This window comes from Acetobacter pasteurianus (assembly GCF_009914215.2).
GTDB lineage: Bacteria > Pseudomonadota > Alphaproteobacteria > Acetobacterales > Acetobacteraceae > Acetobacter > Acetobacter pasteurianus.
Genome location: NZ_CP039846.2, coordinates 590397 through 609661, shown reverse-complemented (window position 1 = coordinate 609661; position 19265 = coordinate 590397). Strand labels below are relative to the sequence as shown.

14 protein-coding genes and 1 tRNA gene are annotated in these 19265 nt (G+C 56.3%); 11 read left to right on the top strand and 4 right to left on the bottom strand.

The window, feature by feature from the left end:
- Positions 1-212 precede the first annotated feature (212 nt).
- Complete coding sequence (locus FCN51_RS16275; protein ID WP_003622489.1) at positions 213-1229, bottom strand: NAD(P)/FAD-dependent oxidoreductase; 1017 nt, start codon at positions 1227-1229, stop codon at positions 213-215.
- Positions 1230-1393: 164 nt separating this feature from the next.
- Positions 1394-2614, bottom strand: coding sequence for an NADP-dependent isocitrate dehydrogenase (locus FCN51_RS16270; protein WP_003622491.1), 1221 nt, complete (start codon positions 2612-2614; stop codon positions 1394-1396).
- 386 nt (positions 2615-3000) lie between these two features.
- On the opposite strand from FCN51_RS16270, the gene FCN51_RS16265 reads away from it, so the two are divergent.
- Complete coding sequence (locus tag FCN51_RS16265; protein WP_160256357.1) at positions 3001-5118, top strand: hypothetical protein; 2118 nt, start codon at positions 3001-3003, stop codon at positions 5116-5118.
- Between the two features lie 220 nt (positions 5119-5338).
- On the opposite strand, the gene FCN51_RS16260 is transcribed toward FCN51_RS16265, so the two are convergent.
- Both FCN51_RS16260 and FCN51_RS16255 read right to left on the bottom strand, forming a co-directional pair.
- A tRNA-His gene (locus FCN51_RS16260) sits at positions 5339-5414 on the bottom strand.
- 72 nt (positions 5415-5486) lie between these two features.
- Complete coding sequence (locus FCN51_RS16255; protein WP_160256356.1) at positions 5487-6662, bottom strand: aminotransferase; 1176 nt, start codon at positions 6660-6662, stop codon at positions 5487-5489.
- Positions 6663-6901: 239 nt separating this feature from the next.
- Here FCN51_RS16255 and FCN51_RS16250 point away from each other — a divergent pair, with 239 nt between their 5' ends.
- The 10 genes from FCN51_RS16250 to FCN51_RS16205 all read left to right on the top strand — a co-directional run bounded on the left by FCN51_RS16250 (position 6902) and on the right by FCN51_RS16205 (position 19238).
- Positions 6902-7240, top strand: coding sequence for a P-II family nitrogen regulator (locus tag FCN51_RS16250; RefSeq protein WP_003622497.1), 339 nt, complete (start codon positions 6902-6904; stop codon positions 7238-7240).
- Between the two features lie 105 nt (positions 7241-7345).
- A complete protein-coding gene (glnA, locus tag FCN51_RS16245) occupies positions 7346-8791 on the top strand; it encodes a type I glutamate--ammonia ligase (protein ID WP_003622499.1) in 1446 nt (481 codons plus the stop codon).
- Between the two features lie 82 nt (positions 8792-8873).
- Complete coding sequence (locus FCN51_RS16240; RefSeq protein WP_160256355.1) at positions 8874-9980, top strand: energy transducer TonB; 1107 nt, start codon at positions 8874-8876, stop codon at positions 9978-9980.
- Between the two features lie 204 nt (positions 9981-10184).
- On the top strand, positions 10185-12599 hold the full coding sequence (locus FCN51_RS16235; RefSeq protein WP_160256354.1) for a glucose/quinate/shikimate family membrane-bound PQQ-dependent dehydrogenase: 2415 nt from the start codon (positions 10185-10187) through the stop codon (positions 12597-12599).
- Positions 12600-12710: 111 nt separating this feature from the next.
- Positions 12711-12965: a hypothetical protein gene (locus tag FCN51_RS16230; RefSeq protein ID WP_003622507.1), complete on the top strand. Its 255-nt coding sequence runs from the start codon at positions 12711-12713 to the stop codon at positions 12963-12965.
- Positions 12962-13606, top strand: coding sequence for a helix-turn-helix transcriptional regulator (locus tag FCN51_RS16225; RefSeq protein WP_160256353.1), 645 nt, complete (start codon positions 12962-12964; stop codon positions 13604-13606). Before FCN51_RS16230 ends, FCN51_RS16225 begins: the two co-directional genes overlap by 4 nt.
- Before the next feature lie 125 nt (positions 13607-13731).
- Entirely contained in the window at positions 13732-15537 is a 1806-nt protein-coding gene (gene lepA / locus FCN51_RS16220) for a translation elongation factor 4 (protein ID WP_012812615.1), read from the top strand.
- Positions 15538-15663: 126 nt separating this feature from the next.
- Complete coding sequence (gene metX / locus FCN51_RS16215; protein WP_003622514.1) at positions 15664-16839, top strand: homoserine O-acetyltransferase MetX; 1176 nt, start codon at positions 15664-15666, stop codon at positions 16837-16839.
- Complete coding sequence (metW, locus tag FCN51_RS16210) at positions 16839-17444, top strand: methionine biosynthesis protein MetW (protein WP_003622517.1); 606 nt, start codon at positions 16839-16841, stop codon at positions 17442-17444. Before metX ends, metW begins: the two co-directional genes overlap by 1 nt.
- Before the next feature lie 456 nt (positions 17445-17900).
- The gene (locus FCN51_RS16205) at positions 17901-19238 is read left to right on the top strand and encodes a DEAD/DEAH box helicase (RefSeq protein WP_003622519.1); all 1338 of its coding nucleotides are present in this window, start codon (positions 17901-17903) and stop codon (positions 19236-19238) included.
- Positions 19239-19265: the final 27 nt, after the last annotated feature.

Genomic DNA, 19265 nt, shown 5'->3' with positions numbered 1-19265 from the left:
TACTCACAAGGTCAATGGATCAGGCACGCACCATAGCTTGCCGCAGCCAACCGCGCCAGAACCCGTAAGAAAACTGGCATGGCGCACGTTGTATGGAGCTATGCGCCAGCAAAGCAGCCCCTGCCCAACCCATTGCGCAACAAAAGTGCGTTTATAAAAAATGGCGGCATGTAGCGCCCGCTTGGAGCCATGCCGCCATGATGGCGTGGGGTTTAGGCGGGCACACCTTTACTGGTGGAATATTCAAAGTGCAGCGCCTGATCCGGGTTCACAATGGGGTAAATGGCGTGAGCGGCCATGGCGGCTTCGCTAAACCCTTGCAGAATCAGCTTGAGCTTGCCGGGGTAGGTGGCCACATCGCCCACGGCAAACACGCCCGGCAGGCTGGTTTCACAGCTTGAAGGGGTGACGGGAATGGTGGAGCGCATGGTATCCATACCCCACCGCGCTACTGGCCCCAGATCTGTTGCCAGCCCAAAGAAAGGCAGCAGCACATCGGCTTCCAGCATGCGGGTTGCCCCATCCAGATCAGCCACTTCCACGCCTTCCAGCGCACCGTTTTGGCCGTGCAGGGCGTGGAGCTGATAAGGCACAACCTTTTCAATCTGCCCGGCGGCTACGGCCTCATCCAACTGGCGCAGGCTTTCTGGCGCACCACGGAACCTGTCGCGCCGATGCACGAGGTACAGCTTTTCTGCATTGTCTTTCAGGGAAAGAGCCCAATCCAGCGCGGAATCGCCGCCACCGGCAATCACAATACGGCGGCCTGCAAAATCGGCTTTGCGGCGCACGTAGTATTGCACGGCCCCGGTATCTTCAAACGCTTCCAAACCTTCCAGCGGCGGGCGGTTGGGGCCAAAGGCACCGGCACCGGCGGCAATAATAATGGCCTTGGCTTTCAGCGTGGTGCCCTGGTTGGTGCCCAGCGTAAAGTTGCCCCGGTGGCCTTCAAGGCTTTCCACCCGGTGCTTGAGCAGGCGCGGGATGTTGAAAGGGGCAATCTGTTCTTCCAGCCGGGCAATAAGCTGCGCGCCTTCTACGGCGGGGCAGGCGGGAATATCGTAAATCGGCTTTTCCGGATACAGGGCCGCACATTGGCCGCCCACTTCTGGCAGCACATCAATCAGCACACAGTTCAGCCGCAGCATGGCGCACTGAAAAGCGGCAAAAAGCCCGGCTGGGCCAGCGCCAATTATGGCTACGTCTGTTTCTGCTGGCGTATCAGTCATGGCGTGGCGTGATGCTCCCTTATCTGGTTACATTAAAATACAGTTTCTGTTTTGCGCCAGCACGGGCCGGTGCGCAATGGCCTAGAATAAGCAACACCCCGAAGCAGAAATTTGCTCCGGGGTGTGCTGGTGTTATTCAGGTCAAAAGACGTGCGGCAGAAAAATCAGCCCTTGGCCAAGGCCTGCTTGAGTTTTTCATCCAGCACATCAAGGAAGGGCTGCGTGTCCAGCCATTTGGTGCCGTTGCCCACCAGTAGCGCCAGATCCTTGGTCATCTGCCCGCCTTCCACGGTATCTACGCACACTTTTTCCAACGTGTTGGCAAAGTGCACAACGTCTGGCGTATCATCAAAGCGGCCGCGATAAGCCAGCCCACGTGTCCATGCAAAAATGGAGGCAATGGGGTTGGTGCTGGTGGGCTTGCCTTTCTGATGCTCACGGTAATGGCGGGTGACGGTGCCATGCGCGGCTTCGGCTTCCACCACGTCGCCCTTGGGGCTGAGCAGCACGGATGTCATCAGCCCAAGGCTGCCAAAGCCCTGCGCTACAATGTCACTTTCCACATCGCCATCGTAGTTTTTGCAGGCCCATACGTAGCCGCCCGGCCATTTAAGGGCGCAGGCCACCATGTCATCAATCAGGCGGTGTTCGTAGGTCAGACCCAGCTTTTCAAACTCGGCCTTGAATTCCTTTTCGTACACCTCCTGAAACACATCCTTGAACATGCCATCATAGGCTTTCAGGATGGTGTTCTTGGTGGACAGATACACCGGCAGCTTGCGGTCCCGCCCGTAGGAGAGGGATGCACGGGCAAAGCCTTCGATAGATGCGCGGGTGTTGTGCATGCCCAGCGCCACGCCGGGGCCTTTGAAGTCATGCACATCCAGCGTAATGGGCTCACCGCCATCTTCGGGAATGTAGTTGAGCGTCACCTTGCCGGGGCCGGGGATCTTGGTTTCCGCAGCGCGATAGATATCCCCATAGGCATGGCGGCCAATCACGATGGGCTTTGTCCAGTGCGGCACAAGGCGCGGCACGTTGGAACAGATGATGGGTTCACGAAAGATGGTGCCATCCAGAATGTTGCGGATGGTGCCGTTGGGTGAACGCCACATCTTTTTCAGCCCGAATTCCTTCACCCGTGCTTCATCGGGGGTGATGGTGGCGCATTTTACAGCCACGCCGTAGCGTTTGGTGGCTTCTGCGGCTTCTACGGTTACCTTGTCATCCGTGGCATCGCGGTTTTCTATGCCCAGATCGTAATATTTCAGGTCAATATCCAGATAGGGCAGAATCAGGCGCTCACGAATGAAGTGCCAGATGATACGGGTCATTTCATCCCCGTCCATTTCCACCACCGGGTTCTTGACCTTGATTTTAGCCATAATACTGCATCCGATTCGAAGAGTGTCTTGCATTCGTTGCGCGCAGATGCGGAATACGCATAGGCATCATGCAGTGCGCGAATTGAGACCATAAGCGGGGATGCAACACTGCGCTGTTCACGATCAGGACAGAACAGGCCCTATTGGGCGCAATAGGGCTTACGCGCGGGCAAAAATCTTTGTTTTGTGCGGGATGGGCCCTGTTATCACAAACATGTCAGGGTTTGGGCTGGTGGATCATCCCATCTCGGTCAAGAGGTGCCCGCGCGGGAGATGTTATGCTAACCATGTGCATCATTAAGGAAAAATGGCTGGCCGCCTGTATGCACGTGTCAGCCACAACCATGATTCCGCATATGGAACGGGCAGCCGGGGTAAGCTGAGGCATGTTTTCTTTTATATCACTTCACGGGCACATTCTGGCTCATCGTGATTTCTACCTTACGGGAATTCCGGTTGCGCAAGCCGTTTCTCCGCAGTGGAACGTGGTTCAGCTGAATCCCGCAGGCAATAATCTGCAAGGGTTTGCAGATATTGCCGTAAGCGTTGTGGAAGATGGTGATAACAGAGGGCTGGTGACGCTGGGGGATGGCACAAACTTTTTGTGCGCCCACCCGGAAGGTGAACTGACATGGATGCAGCATGTTCTCACATGGGAACTGTTTGCACCGGTGTTGAGCCAGCATGTGCCTCTGCTTGTGCGTTTGGCACAGGGCAAATGGCTTATTGCCGGACAACAGCAGGCTGAGCAGGTTTTGTTTTTAAACCACTCCCTCCAGCTTGGTGAGCATAAGTGGGACCTGCGCACCCTTTTCCTGCGTGAAAAAGGCGATGCCATTGTTGTTTCTGATGGGCGTGAGCAGGAAAGCGTGCTCCAGCCCAGCCCCGTGGCGGTGCAGAAAACCTTTATGGCAGCGCTGTCTGCCCAGATGAAGGCAATGGGGGATAGCCCGTTTGTGCAGGCCGCGCAGGCCGCCCGCCAACGTTTGCTTGTGGCCCCCGAAGATTCTGGCTGTTTGCTGGAGCTGGCAAAAGATTGCGCCAAGGTTGGGCAATTCGGCTTGGCGCGCACTGCGGTATTGTGCGCCGCGTTGCAGGATTTCCGGCCAGATTTATACTTCTTTTCCGCCATTCTGGCGTTGCGGGAAGGGGAGGCCCAGCAGGCCGCGGAATTGGCCAATCTGGCCCTGAAGGGCCGGTTTGGTGATGCCCCCATACCCGAACAGCTCACACATCTGGTGCAGCGGACAGCGCAGGGGGAGGCCACACTGCTTTTGCTGCCTGCGGCTTTGAAAGACCTGCCGGATACAGAAGAGTTTGACCCCGCCTTTAATTTTTTGATGGTGCCTTTGCCGGCCTCTATGTTGAGGGCAGAAGATGTGCGGCAGGCCTATTCTTACCAGTTTGAGCAAGTGGCTTCTGCCTGCACGCAGGAAGAACGGCTGCAACTGGCACAGGCCGATCAGGCCCAGAACAGGGCGCAATACTGGAACCAGGTTGTGGCTGGCCATTACGCCTGGCTCAATCAGGACCGCGCCAGCGCAGACCCGCATTATGTTACGGCCCGCAAGCTCTCCAGAGATTCAGGCATCAAGGCCATTGATTATAATTGCGGTGTTTATACATGGCTGCCGGAAGCCGCGGCATACAACCTGCATGAACAACAGGTAACAGACCAGTTGGGCATTGCGGGCTGGAACTGGCATTCCAGCGTAGCGCCTGATCGGACCGAGGCCGATGCGCCAGATGCCTGTCTGGTTTTTGGGTGCGATAGTGCGTATTTCCGCTTTGTGCCCAAGCTCGTCATGTCTTTGATGCGGGCGTGTCAGACGCAGCTGGAACACGGGCGTTTCCGCCTATGCTTGGGCGTGGATCGGCGCACGGATGAACAGTTAACCCTGATGCAGGATCTGGTGGCCTTTTTCTCGGAAAAAGACCGGGGAATGGATGTGTCCTTCACGCACGGGCAACTGAACCATGCGAACGAGGCCACCTATACCTGCATCCGCTACCTTATGCTGCCGCATATTGTGAGCCAATGGCACTGCCCGGTGCTGACAGCAGATTGCGATGGTTACTTCCCGCAGGATTTCCTGGCCTTGTGGCAGGAGCTCACATCCGGTTCGGATTACGGGTTCCGGCTGTATGCGTATAACCATGAAGGCAAGCAAATAGCCGGAGAACCGTGGGGCTTTGGTGCGGGCCTGTCCTATTTTGGGGAAACGGAGCTTCTGCCGCAGATCGGGCGGTATCTGCACAATTATGTGCAGCGGACATACAGCCCGGAAAACCCAACCAACTGGTGTATTGACCAGTGCGCGCTAGCACAGGCTTATGCGCGCTTTGTTGCACCGCGCTGGAATGACCTGCGGATACGTTTCATGGATGAAGGCACACCCCTGATGGTGATGCCACACCATGTGGGCGGCAAAGATGCGCTGCTGGAACACGATGGCGCGGTTTCCGAGCAAGACCTGCGCCAGTTCATGCAGGACAACGCTTAAGAGTGTTTTGGCAAAAGCCGGTCAGTTTGGTCTGACCGGCTTTTTTATAAACTCAAGTCCGGGGCGTCTGAACCCAAAGTATATAGTGGCGCAGCGCCTGCAACCGGTTGCAGCAGATGCAAGCCAGCAGGGTAGTCGCGCAGGCGCAGACATAAGCTAGCGGCATGGCACGCAGTATGGGTGCTGTGCAGAATGTATTTTGAATTTTAAGGGAATATGCTGGGGCGAACGACGGGACTTGAACCCGCGACCACCGGTACCACAAACCGGCGCTCTACCAGCTGAGCTACGTCCGCCACACAGCAAGCGGACGTTTAGAGAAAACTGCATCGTTCGTCAATCACTTCTGGCGTTTTTATGTAGAAAAATCAGCTCTGGCGGCTTTTCCACTGTTCCAGACGGGCCACAGCCTCAATCAGCACTTCCTCACGCTTGCAAAAGGCAAAGCGAATCAGGTTGCGCGGGGGCGTGCCGCTTTGCGCATCATAAAAGGCAGATGCGGGAATGGTGGTCACACCGGCCTGCTCTGTCAGCAGGCGGCTGAAGGCCATGTCATCCAGCCCGTTTGCCAGCGGGGTAATATCCGCCATCACAAAGTAGCTGCCTTGGCAGGGCAACACACCAAAGCCCACACGCGCCAGCCCGGCAGAAAGAATCTGGCGTTTTGTATCCATCTCCTGCGCCAGTTGGGTGAAGTAGGCGGTATCCTTGTTCAGCCCAAAGGCCACGGCGCGTTGCAGGTTGGGGGCTGTGGCAAACACAAGGTTCTGGTGCGCCTTGGCTATAACGGCTGCCAGCGGGGCAGGGGCGGTAACGTAACCCACCTTCCACCCGGTAAAGGAAAAGCTTTTGCCTGCGCTGCCAATACGGATGCAGCGTTCACGCATATCCGGTAACGCCATGAGCGAGAGGTGCGGCGCACCAAATACAAGGTGTTCATACACCTCATCGCAAATGGCGTAGGTATCGTGCTGACGCACGAGGTCGGCAATGAAGGCCAGTTCCTCGGCGGTGAACACCTTGCCGGTGGGGTTCATGGGGGTGTTCAGCACAATGGCTTTGGTGCGGGGGCCAAAGGCGTTCTTCAGGGCCTCACGCGGGAGCGCCCAATCCGGTGCTTCCAGCCGCACAAGGCGGGGGATACCCCCAAGCTGGCGCACAACCGGCAGGTAGGTATCGTAAAGCGGTTCTATCAGCACCACCTCATCACCCGGTTCTATCAGCGCCATGAAAGATGCGGCTAGGGCCTCAGTCGCGCCGGAGGTGACAACCACTTCCGATTCGGCATCAACGGGAATGTTCTGGAATCGGGCAGAGGCATCTGCAACGGCGGCACGCAGTTCTGGCAGGCCTGTAAGGGGTGCATACTGGTTGCGCCCATCCAACAGGGCATCTGCGGCCAGTTGTACCATGTCCTGCGGGCCTTCCGTATCAGGAAAACCCTGCCCAAGATTGATGGCGTTATGCTTGCGCGCCAGCTCGGACATAAGCGTGAAAATAGTGACAGGCTGGTTGGCAATCTGCCTGTTAAGCAATTTTGTCATTACAAAGTTCCTTGCCCCGCTGGCGGAAAGAGGCGAATAAGACGCGATACCGAAACATTTGGCGTAAACAGTTGATTTGGTGCTTTATCGATACAAATTTGCATCTGCCTGATTGCCCGCACGGGCAAGCCGTGCAAGTGTAACGGTATGAGGTGCATTCTGCCTATAGGGGCAGGGTGGCATCATGAACGGACAGGCCCAAAATTACGGGCACAACAATGGTGTGTTGACGACGCGCGATGAAGAAGATCGAGGCCATAATCAAGCCCTTCAAGCTGGATGAGGTAAAAGAAGCCCTCCATGAGCTTGGGTTGCAGGGTATTACCGTGATCGAAGCCAAGGGTTTCGGGCGGCAGAAGGGGCATACGGAGCTTTATCGCGGCGCGGAATACATTGTTGATTTCCTGCCCAAGATGAAGATTGAAGTTGTTTGCCCTGCTTCCATGGTGGAGCGGGCGGTAGAAGCCATTTCCGCTGCGGCCCGCACAGGCCGCATTGGTGATGGCAAGATTTTCGTGAGTCCGGTGGATGACGTGGTGCGAATCCGTACCGGGGAACGAGGGGAAGACGCAATCTAACACGCTCCATGCGTAAGTATGGGGCGCGAACGTGCGCGTACATTATTCCCGCAGACCGCGTGCCCGCAAAGTGCGGCATGCTGACAAAGCTTAGGTGAAGAGAGCATGGTAAAGAAAACAGCTCCGGCGGGTGACAGCAAGGCTGCTGCAATTGCCAAGGTTTTTGATCTGATTCAGGAACACTCTGTGGAACTGGTGGATCTGCGTTTTACAGACCCAAAGGGCAAGTGGCATCACACATGCCAGTATGTCAGCACCATCGAGGAAGATAGCTTTACCGATGGCTTCATGTTTGATGGGTCCTCCATCGGCGGGTGGAAAGCCATTAACGAAAGCGACATGGTTCTGCTGCCGGATCCGACATCCGCAGTGATGGACCCTTTCTCTGCTCGTCCGCAGCTGATCCTGTTCTGCGATATTATCGAACCTTCCACCGGGCAGCCTTACAACCGCGACCCGCGCTCCACCGCCAAGCTGGCTGAGCAGTATCTCAAGTCCTCCGGTCTGGGTGATACGGCGTTCTTTGGTCCGGAAGCTGAATTCTTCATTTTCGACAACGTGCTGTTTGGCACTGGCCCGAACTACGGCAAATACCAGCTCGACAGCATTGAAGGCCCCGATGCATCCCTGAAGGAATATCCTGAAGGCAACATGGGCCACCGTCCGGGTGTGAAGGGTGGTTACTTCCCCGTGCCGCCAGTGGATAGCGAAAGCGATCTGCGCGCAGAAATGCTGGCAGCCATGGGCGAAATGGGTCTGGCTATTGAAAAGCACCACCATGAAGTGGCGCAGTCTCAGCACGAACTTGGCACCAAGTTTGAAACGCTGGTACGCGCAGCAGACTTCATGCAGATCTATAAGTACTGTGTGCACAATGTTGCCAATTCCTACGGCAAGACCGCAACATTCATGCCCAAGCCCATCTATGGTGATAACGGCTCCGGCATGCACGTTCACCAGTCCATCTGGAAAGACGGCAAGCCCACATTTGCTGGCAATGGTTATGCAGACCTGTCCGACACGGCCCTGTATTACATTGGCGGCATTATCAAGCACGCCAAGGCACTGAACGCCTTCACCAACCCGTCCACCAACTCCTACAAGCGCCTGATTCCGGGCTTTGAAGCACCTGTGCTGCTGGCATATTCCGCCCGCAACCGTTCTGCTTCCTGCCGTATTCCGTACGCAACAAGCCCCAAGGCCAAGCGCGTTGAAGTACGCTTCCCGGACCCCACAGCCAACCCGTATCTGGCATTCGCTGCCATGCTGATGGCTGGTATGGATGGCATCAAGAACAAGATCCACCCGGGCGATGCCATGGACAAGGATCTGTATGACCTGCCGCCAGAAGAACTGAAGCAGATCCCGACAGTTGCCGGCTCCCTGCGTGAAGCTCTGGAAGCTCTGGCTGCGGATCATGAGTTCCTGCTGGCTGGTGGCGTGTTCACCAAAGACCAGATCGAAAGCTACATCACCCTGAAATGGGATGATGTGTACCGTTTCGAACACACACCGCACCCGGTTGAATTCGAAATGTACTACTCCGTCTGATTTTCTTTTCCTTTAGGGAAGATATCGGAAATAAAAGGCGCGGTTCCTTCGGGGGCCGCGCTTTTTTGTATTGGATTGCTGAATGGTATTGAAAACACGTATTTTTTCTGCGCTTGGGCTGTTGTGTCTGGCAGGGTGTGCAACCTCTGGCTCTGTGCCCGGTGGGCATGTTGCCACTGCGCCGCACGCTATTGCGCAGCCGCAGCCCCCGGCATCTGCAACGGCTTCTGGCGCGGGAAATCCTGTGCTTTCGGCTGATAAGCCTTCCTTGCTGAATGTCACCTCTCTGTCCCCTTCATGGGGGGAGGTTTACTGTGCGCAGGATATTAGCAAGCTGGCTGTGCAACTGCCGCTTCAGCAGGATGATAAAGATTATATTGCCAAAAGCCTGAAAAACGCCAAGCCGTTACAGGCGTGCTTTATTTACTCTCGCCCAGCCCAGGCATCCACACAGCCGCTGTTTACGGCTGATGGGCAAAGCAATGGCCTTATGGTGATGAGCATGTATGTTCTTACAGGGGCGGATTTGGCAGATACCACTGCTTTGTCCTTGAATTCCCTAACATACAGCCAGTTTTTAATAGGCTTACAGTGGCCCAAAACCCGCTCAACCGAGGGGGTTTCTGCACAGTTACAGGCAGATACGCCAGACAGGCACCACTATAATTTCCCCTTGGTGTTTGCCAAAGATACGCCGCAAAAATTGTTCGGCATCTTTTTGCCGATTGCCACATTGCAGGAGCTTGCAAAAGCGCCCCAGCTGAGCGTGAAAGTCAAAGTGCCGGGGCAGGCACCTTATACGCTGCATTACGGTACAGAGGGTTTATCCAAAAGTCTGGAAACCCTGTATAACTGGCGCCACACAACGGAAGATAAGGACGAATACGCCGTTATCAACGCCATGTCTGCCGTAGATAAAACCGTACGGCTTAACCGTATCAACAATGCAGCCCCCGTTTACCCGGCAGCGGAAGAAAACAAAAATCTGGAAGGCCGCGTGCTGGCCCGGTGCGATATTACTGCGGCAGGTGCTCCTACCAACTGTGTGGTGCTTAAAACCATGGGCGGCGCAAATTTTACAAAAAGTGCGCTAACATATTTGCAGCAGGTGCGTTTTGCCCTTTCGGGTAACAATGTTGCAGATGGTGTTAAAGGCCATGTGTTTACCGTACGCTTCAAGCTGGACTGATACGGCCAAGTATCAAGCCCCAAGGTATTGAAGTGAAAACTTCTGTAACCGCCTGTGTTTTATGAAAATGCAGGCGGTTTTTTGTGTCTTTTACAGTATTTTCTTGGGCTGCAATGCCCCGCTGTTGTATTGATTGTTCTGAAACGGTTTTTCTTGTGCAGAAAAATTGGGATGTGAACGTGTGCAGGGCAGAAAACAGGCAACATGATACAAACGAATAGTCACCGGCCAGATATTGTATTGCGGATTACCGCAGCAGTTTTTGCAATATTGGGCGTTTTTCTTGCGGGCGGAGGCCTCTGGCTGGCCCTGTTGGGCGGCTCCTGCTTTTACGTGGTGTGCGGTGTTGTGCTGCTGGCCACGGCAGTGTTGCTGTGGCAGCGGCGGCGCGAGGCCCTGTGGCTTTACGCGGTGCTGGTTGCGGCCACACTCGTGTGGTCTGTGGGGGAAGCCGGGTTTGATTTCTGGGCCCTAGCCCCGCGTGGTGATGTGCTGCTGCCGCTGGGCCTGTGGCTTGTGTTGCCTTTTGTGTCTTCTCGCCTGTTGCCGTCTTCGCGCTGGAACAGTGCGCCATTGCTGGCCGGTGTTGTGGTGGGGGCTGGTGTATATGGTTATGCCCTTACGCAGGACCCGCAGGATATTGCCGGTGTGTTGCCCCGCGCGAATGTGCAGGCTTCATCCGCCCCGTTGCCAGGGGATAATGCAGAGGTGCCTGCGGCAGACTGGCCCGCTTATGGCCGCACGCAGGCGGGAAACAGATACTCCCCACTTGCACAGATCAATGCCAGCAATGTGCATGATCTGAAAGTGGCATGGGTGTTCCGTACGCATGACCTGAAACGCGCGGATGATCCGGACGAAATTACAGATGAAGCCACGCCTATAAAGGTGCGTGATACGTTGTATCTGTGCTCACCGCATCAGATCCTGTTTGCGATAGACGCCGCCACGGGGCATGAGCGCTGGCATTTTGACCCCAAAATTACCTACAACGCCTCCTATCAGCACATGACATGCCGCGGCGTGTCTTACGCAGAAACCCCGGTGGCGGAAGAACAGGCCCACGATGCGGCCGTGGCGGATGAGTGCGCACACCGTATCTTCCTGCCCACCAATGATGGCCGCCTGTTTGCCCTGAATGCTGATACCGGTGCCCTGTGCCGTGGTTTTGGTCGTGATGGCGCGGTAGACCTTACAGATGGCATGCCCATGCGCACGCCGGGGTTTTATGAACCCACATCTCCGCCGGTTATCACGTCCAAGGTGGCCATTATTTCTGGCGCGGTGACGGATAACTATTCCACGCACGAACCTTCAGGCGTGACACGCGGGTATGATCTGTATAGCGGCAAGCTGGTATGGGCGTTTGATCCGGGCAACCCAAACCCGAACGAACTGCCCTCCGCCACGCATCATTATGTAGCCAATTCCCCCAATTCATGGATCACCTCGGCTTATGATGCACGGCTGAATCAGATTTACATTCCAACAGGTGTGGCTACGCCGGATATCTGGGGCGGCCACCGCACGCCGGATCAGGAACGCTATGCTTCTGGCATTCTGGCGCTGGATGCCGATACCGGGCGCAAGGTATGGTTTTACCAGACAGTGCATCACGATCTATGGGACATGGATGTGCCATCCCAACCCAGCCTTGTGGATATCAAGCAGGGTGATGGGTCCGTAGTGCCAGCGCTGTATGCGCCAGCCAAAACAGGCAACATCTTTGTGCTGGACCGGCGCAACGGCCATTTGCTGGTGCCTGCGCCAGAAATGCCCGTGCCACAGGGGCCTGCACCGGGGGATCACCTTTCTCCCACTCAGCCGTTCTCGGCTCTCACATTCCGCCCCAAAAATAACCTGACGGATGCGGATATGTGGGGTGCGACCATGTTGGACCAACTGGCCTGCCGCATCATGTTCAAGCGCCTGCGGTATGAAGGGCCGTTTACGCCGCCTTCCACACAGGGCACGCTGGTGTTCCCCGGTAATCTGGGCATGTTTGAATGGGGTGGCCTGGCGGTGGACCCGGTGCGTGAGGTGGCATTTACCAACCCCATTGCCGTGCCGTTTGTTTCTCGCCTAGTGCCGCGTGGGCCGAATAACCCGGCGCAGCCGCCACAGAATGCTGGTCCTTCTGGCGGAGAGGCTGGTTTGCAGCCACAATACGGCACACCGTTTGGGGTGGATTTGCACCCGTTCCTGTCCCCCATTGGTATTCCGTGCAAGCAGCCGGGCTGGGGCTATGTGGCAGGGCTGGATTTGCGTACCAACACAATTTTGTGGAAGCACCGCAATGGCACCACGCGGGATAGTTCCCCCGTGCCGCTGGCCTTCCGTGTTGGGGTGCCTTCTCTGGGTGGGCCTATTATTACCGCTGGCGGTGTCGCGTTCCTGACATCCACGCTAGATCTGTATATCCGCGCCTATGATGTCACGACAGGCCAGCAGCTCTGGCAGGACCGTCTGCCCGCAGGGGGGCAATCCACTCCCATGACGTATGAGCAAAATGGCCACCAATATGTGCTCTCGGTAGATGGCGGGCATGGCTCCTTCGGCACCAAGCTGGGGGATTACGTGGTGGCCTATGCGCTGCCAGATGCGCAGGCAAAACACTAACGCCACTCCAGTTTGGGCAGGCTTTGGCGGGCACACGTATCATGCGTGTGCCCGCTTTGCGTTTGGGAGAAGTGCCGTGTGTGAAAACATCCTCTTGCCGCCGGGTGCGGGATGCGTGATCCTGCATTGATGTGGAACGAACCCTACCTTGAAACATGTTGCCGCGCCGCCCTGCACAGGCTTTGCCTTGCCGGTGAGGTTGGCCGCCCAACGGGCATGAAGGATGACCCCTGCCTGACACGTCTGGCAGGTAAGGGCCTTGCGCGGCAGAACGGGCAGGGGCGTTTTTTTATTACGGATGAAGGCACGGCCCGCCACGCCAGCGAAGTGCTGAAGCAGGAAGAACTCCACACCAAAAAACCATGATACCGGCAGAGCGTATATGGCACGCGCTGGATACACTGGCGCAGGAGCGTGGGCTTACGCCTTCTGGCTTGGCACGGGCAGCGGGGCTGGATGCCACTACTTTTAACCCCTCGCGCCGCCATACCGGTCAGGGTGTGTGGCGCTGGCCTGCGCTGCCAAGCCTGCTGCGTGCGTTGGATGTGTTGCGCGTTTCCCTTGCGCAGTTTGAGGGCCATATCTGGGGGTATGAACAACCAGATGGGGTAGAAGCTCCGGCACCATGTTTTATGCGCAGTCTGCCGCTTTCCTGGCTGAATCAGGAAGGGGTGCTGGACCGGGCAGGTCTGCCCGCCGGAGGGTTGTGGGAGCAGGAAGAAACATTTTTCAGCCTGCCGTCATCTTCGGCCTATATGTTGCGGGTGGATACGGAAGGTATGGAGCCCATATTGCGGCTTGGGTGTTCCTTGGTGGTGCAGCCTGCATTGTACCCGCGTGGGGCAGACCGCGTGGTGCTGATACGCCCGGGTCAAGCCCCCGTGGTGGGTATTTTGCAGGAAAAACCCGTGCTGGCCATTCAGCCCTTTGGGCGCAGCGCCCTGCAACCTGTGCCACAGGCGGCGGCAGGCGTATGGCTGCACCGTATTGTGCTGATATCGGGTTAAAAAACAGGCTGCGGGCTGGTGCCAAATGCGGCAGTGTGCGCAATAGGGAAAAAATTTACCTGATAATGGCCCAAGCCCGTGCGGAAGCGGCTGACTTTTCTTTCCGTTTCGCTTAAAGGAGCAGCATGACCGATACACCCCTTTCGCTCATCCGCAATTTTTCCATCATCGCACATATCGATCATGGAAAATCCACTCTGGCTGACCGCCTGATTCAGGCGTGCGGTGCCCTGACCGCGCGTGAAATGACCAATCAGGTTCTGGACAACATGGATCTGGAGCGTGAGCGTGGCATTACCATTAAGGCGCAAACCGTCCGGCTGACCTATCCGGCCAAGGATGGCAACACCTATGTGCTGAACCTGATGGACACCCCCGGACACGTGGACTTCGCTTACGAAGTCAGCCGGTCTCTGGCGGCGTGTGAAGGTTCTCTGCTGGTGGTGGATGCCTCTCAGGGGGTGGAAGCGCAAACACTGGCCAACGTATATCAGGCCATTGATGCCAACCATGAAATTGTGCCCGTGCTCAACAAGGTGGATCTGCCAGCCGCAGAACCCGAGCGTGTAAAGGCTCAGATTGAAGAAGTTATTGGCATTCCGGCCGATGATGCGGTGGAAATTTCCGCCAAAACCGGCCTGAATATTGAAGGTGTGCTGGAAGCTGTGGTGACCCGCCTGCCTCCCCCAACGGGTGATGCGGAAAAGCCACTGCAGGCCATGCTGATTGATAGCTGGTACGACCCGTATTTGGGTGTGATCGTGCTGGTGCGTATTAAGGAAGGGCGGCTCAAGCGCGGCATGAAGGTGCGCATGATGTCCTCCGGTGCGGTGCATCAGGTGGATCAGGTGGGGGTGTTTGCCCCACGCATGACCAGCGTTGAAAGCCTTGGCCCGGGTGAAATGGGCTTTATTAACGCGGCTATTAAAACTGTGGCGGACTGTAATGTGGGTGACACCATTACGGATGATCGCCGCCCGGCAGAAAAGCCGCTGCCCGGGTTCAAACCCTCCATCCCCGTGGTGTGGTGTGGCCTGTACCCCGTTGTGGCCGATGACTTTGAAAAACTGCGCGATAGCCTTGCCAAGCTGCGCCTGAACGATGCCTCCTTCCACTATGAGGCCGAAACCTCAGCAGCCCTTGGCTTTGGTTTCCGTTGCGGCTTCCTTGGTCTGCTGCATCTGGAAATCATTCAGGAACGTCTCTCGCGCGAGTTCGATCTGGATCTGATCGCAACCGCACCTTCCGTTGTGTACAAGATCACCCGCACCAATGGTGAGCGTGAAGAACTGCACAACCCGGCGGACATGCCCGATTCCTCCCTGATTGAAACCATTGAGGAACCGTGGATTAAAGCCACCATCATGGTGCCGGATGAATATCTGGGTGCGGTGCTGACGCTGTGCACAGAGCGGCGCGGCGTGCAGGTGGATCTGACCTATGTGGGCAGCCGTGCCATGGCTGTGTATCGCCTGCCGCTGAACGAAGTGGTGTTTGATTTCTATGACCGCCTGAAATCTCTCACCCGTGGATATGCCAGCTTCGATTATCAGATGGATGGGTATGAGGAGAGCGACCTCGTGCGTATTTCCATTCTGGTCAATCAGGAACCAGTGGATGCGCTGTCCTTCATTGCGCACCGCACGGCGGCGGAATCTCGCGGGCGTTCCATTTGCGCACGCTTGAAGGATCTTATCCCCCGCCAGTTGTTCAAGATCGCCATTCAGGCGGCCATTGGCAGCAAGGTGATTGCGCGTGAAACCATTGGCGCACTCTCCAAGGATGTGACGGCCAAGTGTTATGGTGGTGATATCTCCCGTAAGCGCAAACTTCTGGAAAAGCAGAAGGAAGGTAAAAAGCGCATGCGGCAGTTTGGTAAGGTGGAAATTCCGCAAAGCGCCTTCCTGGCCGCGCTTAAAATGGAACACTGAAACGGGACCGGGCGGAACTTTCCAGCACATCGGGCGTAACAGGGCAGGGCCGTTGGAAACCGGACTTGCCTTGTCCTGTAAACGTCCGTATGCCGGAGAGGATTGTTTGGAGCATTCGGCGTTTTTATGAACAGCACAACACCCTTGGCCATTGGTGAACAGCAGCATGTCCGGTTTGCCGAAGGGCTGGGGCTGGATTGCGGCGTTACGCTTGCCCCTGTTGATATTGCCTACCGCACCTATGGCACGCTTTCAGAAAAGCGGGATAACGCCATACTGATCTGCCACGCCTTTACGGGGGACCAGTACGTGGCGGAGGAACACCCGCTTACGGGCAAGCCCGGCTGGTGGAGCCGCATGGTAGGGCCGGGAAAGCCCATTGATACCAACAGGTTTTTTGTTATCTGCTCCAATGTTTTGGGGGGCTGTATGGGCAGCACCGGCCCACGCTCCACCCGCACGGATGGGGAAGGTGATGGCGTAGAGCTTTGGGGCACGGCGTTTCCGCCCATTACCATTCGGGATATGGTGCGCGCGCAGCACAAGCTTGTGCAGGCACTGGGTATAGAAAAGCTGTTTGCCGTTATTGGTGGTTCCATGGGCGGCATGCAGGTGCTGGAATGGACAGTTACCTACCCGCAGATGATGCTGGCTGCCATGCCCATTGCCACGGCACCTTTCCATTCCGCCCAGAACATTGCGTTTAACGAGGTTGGGCGGCAGGCCATTATTGCAGACCCGGACTGGCGCGGTGGCCGTTATTGGGCGGATGATGTTGTGCCTGCCCGTGGTTTGGCTGTGGCCCGTATGATGGGCCATATCACCTACCTTTCGGAAGAAGCCTTAACGCGCAAGTTCGGCCGCCGTATGCGGCGCGGGCCTGTTGGCGGGCAGGGGCCAGAAGGCCCTGTTTCCATGTTCAGCGATATTTTCGAGGTGGAATCTTACCTGCGTTATCAGGGCTCTACCTTTGTACGCCGGTTTGATGCCAACTCCTACCTTACCATCACCCGTGCGATGGATTGGTTTGATATTGCCGCAGATCATGATGGGGAACTCACACACGCCTTTGCTGGCACACCGGTGCGGTTTTGTGTGGTGTCGTTCTCGTCCGACTGGTTGTTCCCCACATCGGCGGCCCGCACATTGGTGCGTGCGCTCAACCGGGCTGCGGCCAATGTCTCGTTTGTAGAAATCGAGACAGACAAAGGGCACGATGCTTTCTTGCTGGAAGAACCGGATTTTGACCGCACGGTACGTGGCTTTTTGTGTGGTGTGGCCGAACATGCGGGGCTTGCCTGATGCGTCTTGACCAGCGGCTGATTGCCGAAATGATAGCCCCCGGTACCCGCGTGCTGGATATTGGCAGCGGAGATGGCACGCTTATTGACCATTTGTTCCGTTACCGTGGGTGTGATGCGCGCGGTATTGAGCTGAATATGGAGCTTGTTACCAAGTCCGTCGCACATGGGTTGCCTGTGGTGCATGGTGATGCAGACCACGATCTGGCACATTATCCGCACCATGCGTTTGATTACGTGGTGCTGCAACGCACCTTGCAGGCTGTGGCCCGCCCGCGGGAGGTGCTGCGGCAAATGCTGCGTATTGGGCGGCATGCCATTGTCTCATTCCCCAATTTTGGACATTGGGAACTCCGGCTCAAGCTGCTGCTCAGTGGCCGTATGCCCATGACATCTGTCTGGCACACACCGTGGTATGAAACCCCGAACATCCACCCCTGTACAATCCGGGATTTTCTAGAGCTGTGTAAGCAGGATGGCTACATTGTAGAGCAATGGATGGCCGTGGATGAGGAGGGTGAACGCGCTCCGTGGCGGCGCTCTATCCGGCTGGCGAACCTGTTTGGGGAGCAGGCACTTTTCCTTCTCCGGCGCCGAAATGGCTAAGGGGTGAAGGCTGGGCGCCAATAAGTTGCCTAAAAATTATGTTAGATTTATGCCATTTGCGTGAATGATCCGCTAAATGCTCTAAATGGCAATATTTTAAAAAGACCTTTAAGATATCAGCATAAACCGTTTAAAACCGACAATGTTATAACGATTTTTACCCTGATTTCTAAAAATTCCTCAACATTACACGAACATCATTTTAGGACTAATATGGTACGGAAGCCTTGCGGGGTTTGGGAAGTCCCCTTATATACACTTTTACAAGGTTTGTGAGGAACGAACTCAGTTTGAAAACTTCCTTATCGGATCTTGATGTGTTCAAAAATTTGTGGGTGCTCAGCTAAAAACCGGTGCAAAAATGTTCCGTGTGCGCCACAAAACATACAGTGCATAACTGAAAAGGGTGCGGTCTCTCGATCTCGTTTTCAGGCTGCACAAATAAGGTTGGCCCTGATGACCAAATTTTCCGATCTAGCACTTGCTCCACCACTGCTGAAAGCACTGGCAGAGCAGGGTTATGATACACCCACTCCTATTCAGGAACGTTCCATCCCCTATCTGTTGCAGGGGCGTGATCTGCTGGGTCTGGCCCAGACAGGCACAGGCAAAACCGCATCTTTTGCGCTGCCTATTCTGGAACATCTGATCAAAAACCCACGTGCAAACACGCCCAAGCAGCCGCGTGTTCTGGTGCTGGCCCCCACGCGTGAGCTTGTGGCCCAGATTAGCGATAGCTTTAAGGCTTACGCCCGCCACATGAAGTTTACGCAGGCCGTTGTGTTCGGCGGTGTAGGCCAGGGCAGGCAGGTTGAAGCCATGCGCCGTGGCGTAGATGTGCTGGTGGCTGCACCGGGCCGTCTGCTTGATCTGATGGGCCAAGGCTTTATTGACCTGTCCGGTCTGGAAATTCTGGTGCTGGACGAAGCCGACCGCATGCTGGACATGGGTTTTGTGCGCGATATCCGCCGTATCATGACCTTTGTGCCAGAGCAGCGTCAGACGCTTCTGTTCTCTGCCACCATGCCGCGCAGCATTGAAGATCTGGCAGCATCTCTGCTGAATGATCCGGCACGCGTTGAAGTGGCACCGCCTTCCAGTACGGTGGATCGTATTCAGCAGGCTGTCATGTTCGTAAATGGCGCGGGCGATAAGCGCGATGCGCTGCTGAACATGGTGGAATCTCCCAAGGTTTCCCGCGCTGTGGTGTTCACGCTTATGAAGCATGAAGCCAACAAGGTTGCGGAATTTCTGAACAAGAACAACGTGGTGGCAGAGGCCATTCACGGCAACAAGTCTCAGGGTGCGCGTGAGCGGGCCATGAAGGGCTTCCGCTCCGGTTCCGTTAAGGTGCTGGTGGCAACAGATATTGCTGCCCGCGGTATTGATGTGGACGACGTAAGCCACGTGTTCAATTACGATCTGCCAAACGTGCCGGAAAGCTACGTGCACCGCATTGGTCGTACAGCACGTGCGGGGCGTGATGGCTGGGCTGTTTCCTTCTGCGATGCAGAACAGCGGGCTTGGCTGCGTGATATTGAACGCACCATTGGCAAGACTGTGCCGGTGGTTCGGGATCATCCGTGGCACTCGGCTGAGGCCGAAGCTTCCACCATGCGTCCGCCTGTTCTGGGTGGCGGTGGCCGTGGCCGTGGTGGCCCGCGCGGCGGTGGTGCTCCACGTGGTGGCGCACCTCGTGGGGGTGCTCCCGGTGGTGGTCGTGGTGGCCCGCGCCGTTCCGGTGGTGGTGCTCGCAGCGGTGGCCGTTCCGGTGCACCTGCTGGCCGCATGTAATATTTCAGGCGCATAGCTTGCAAAATA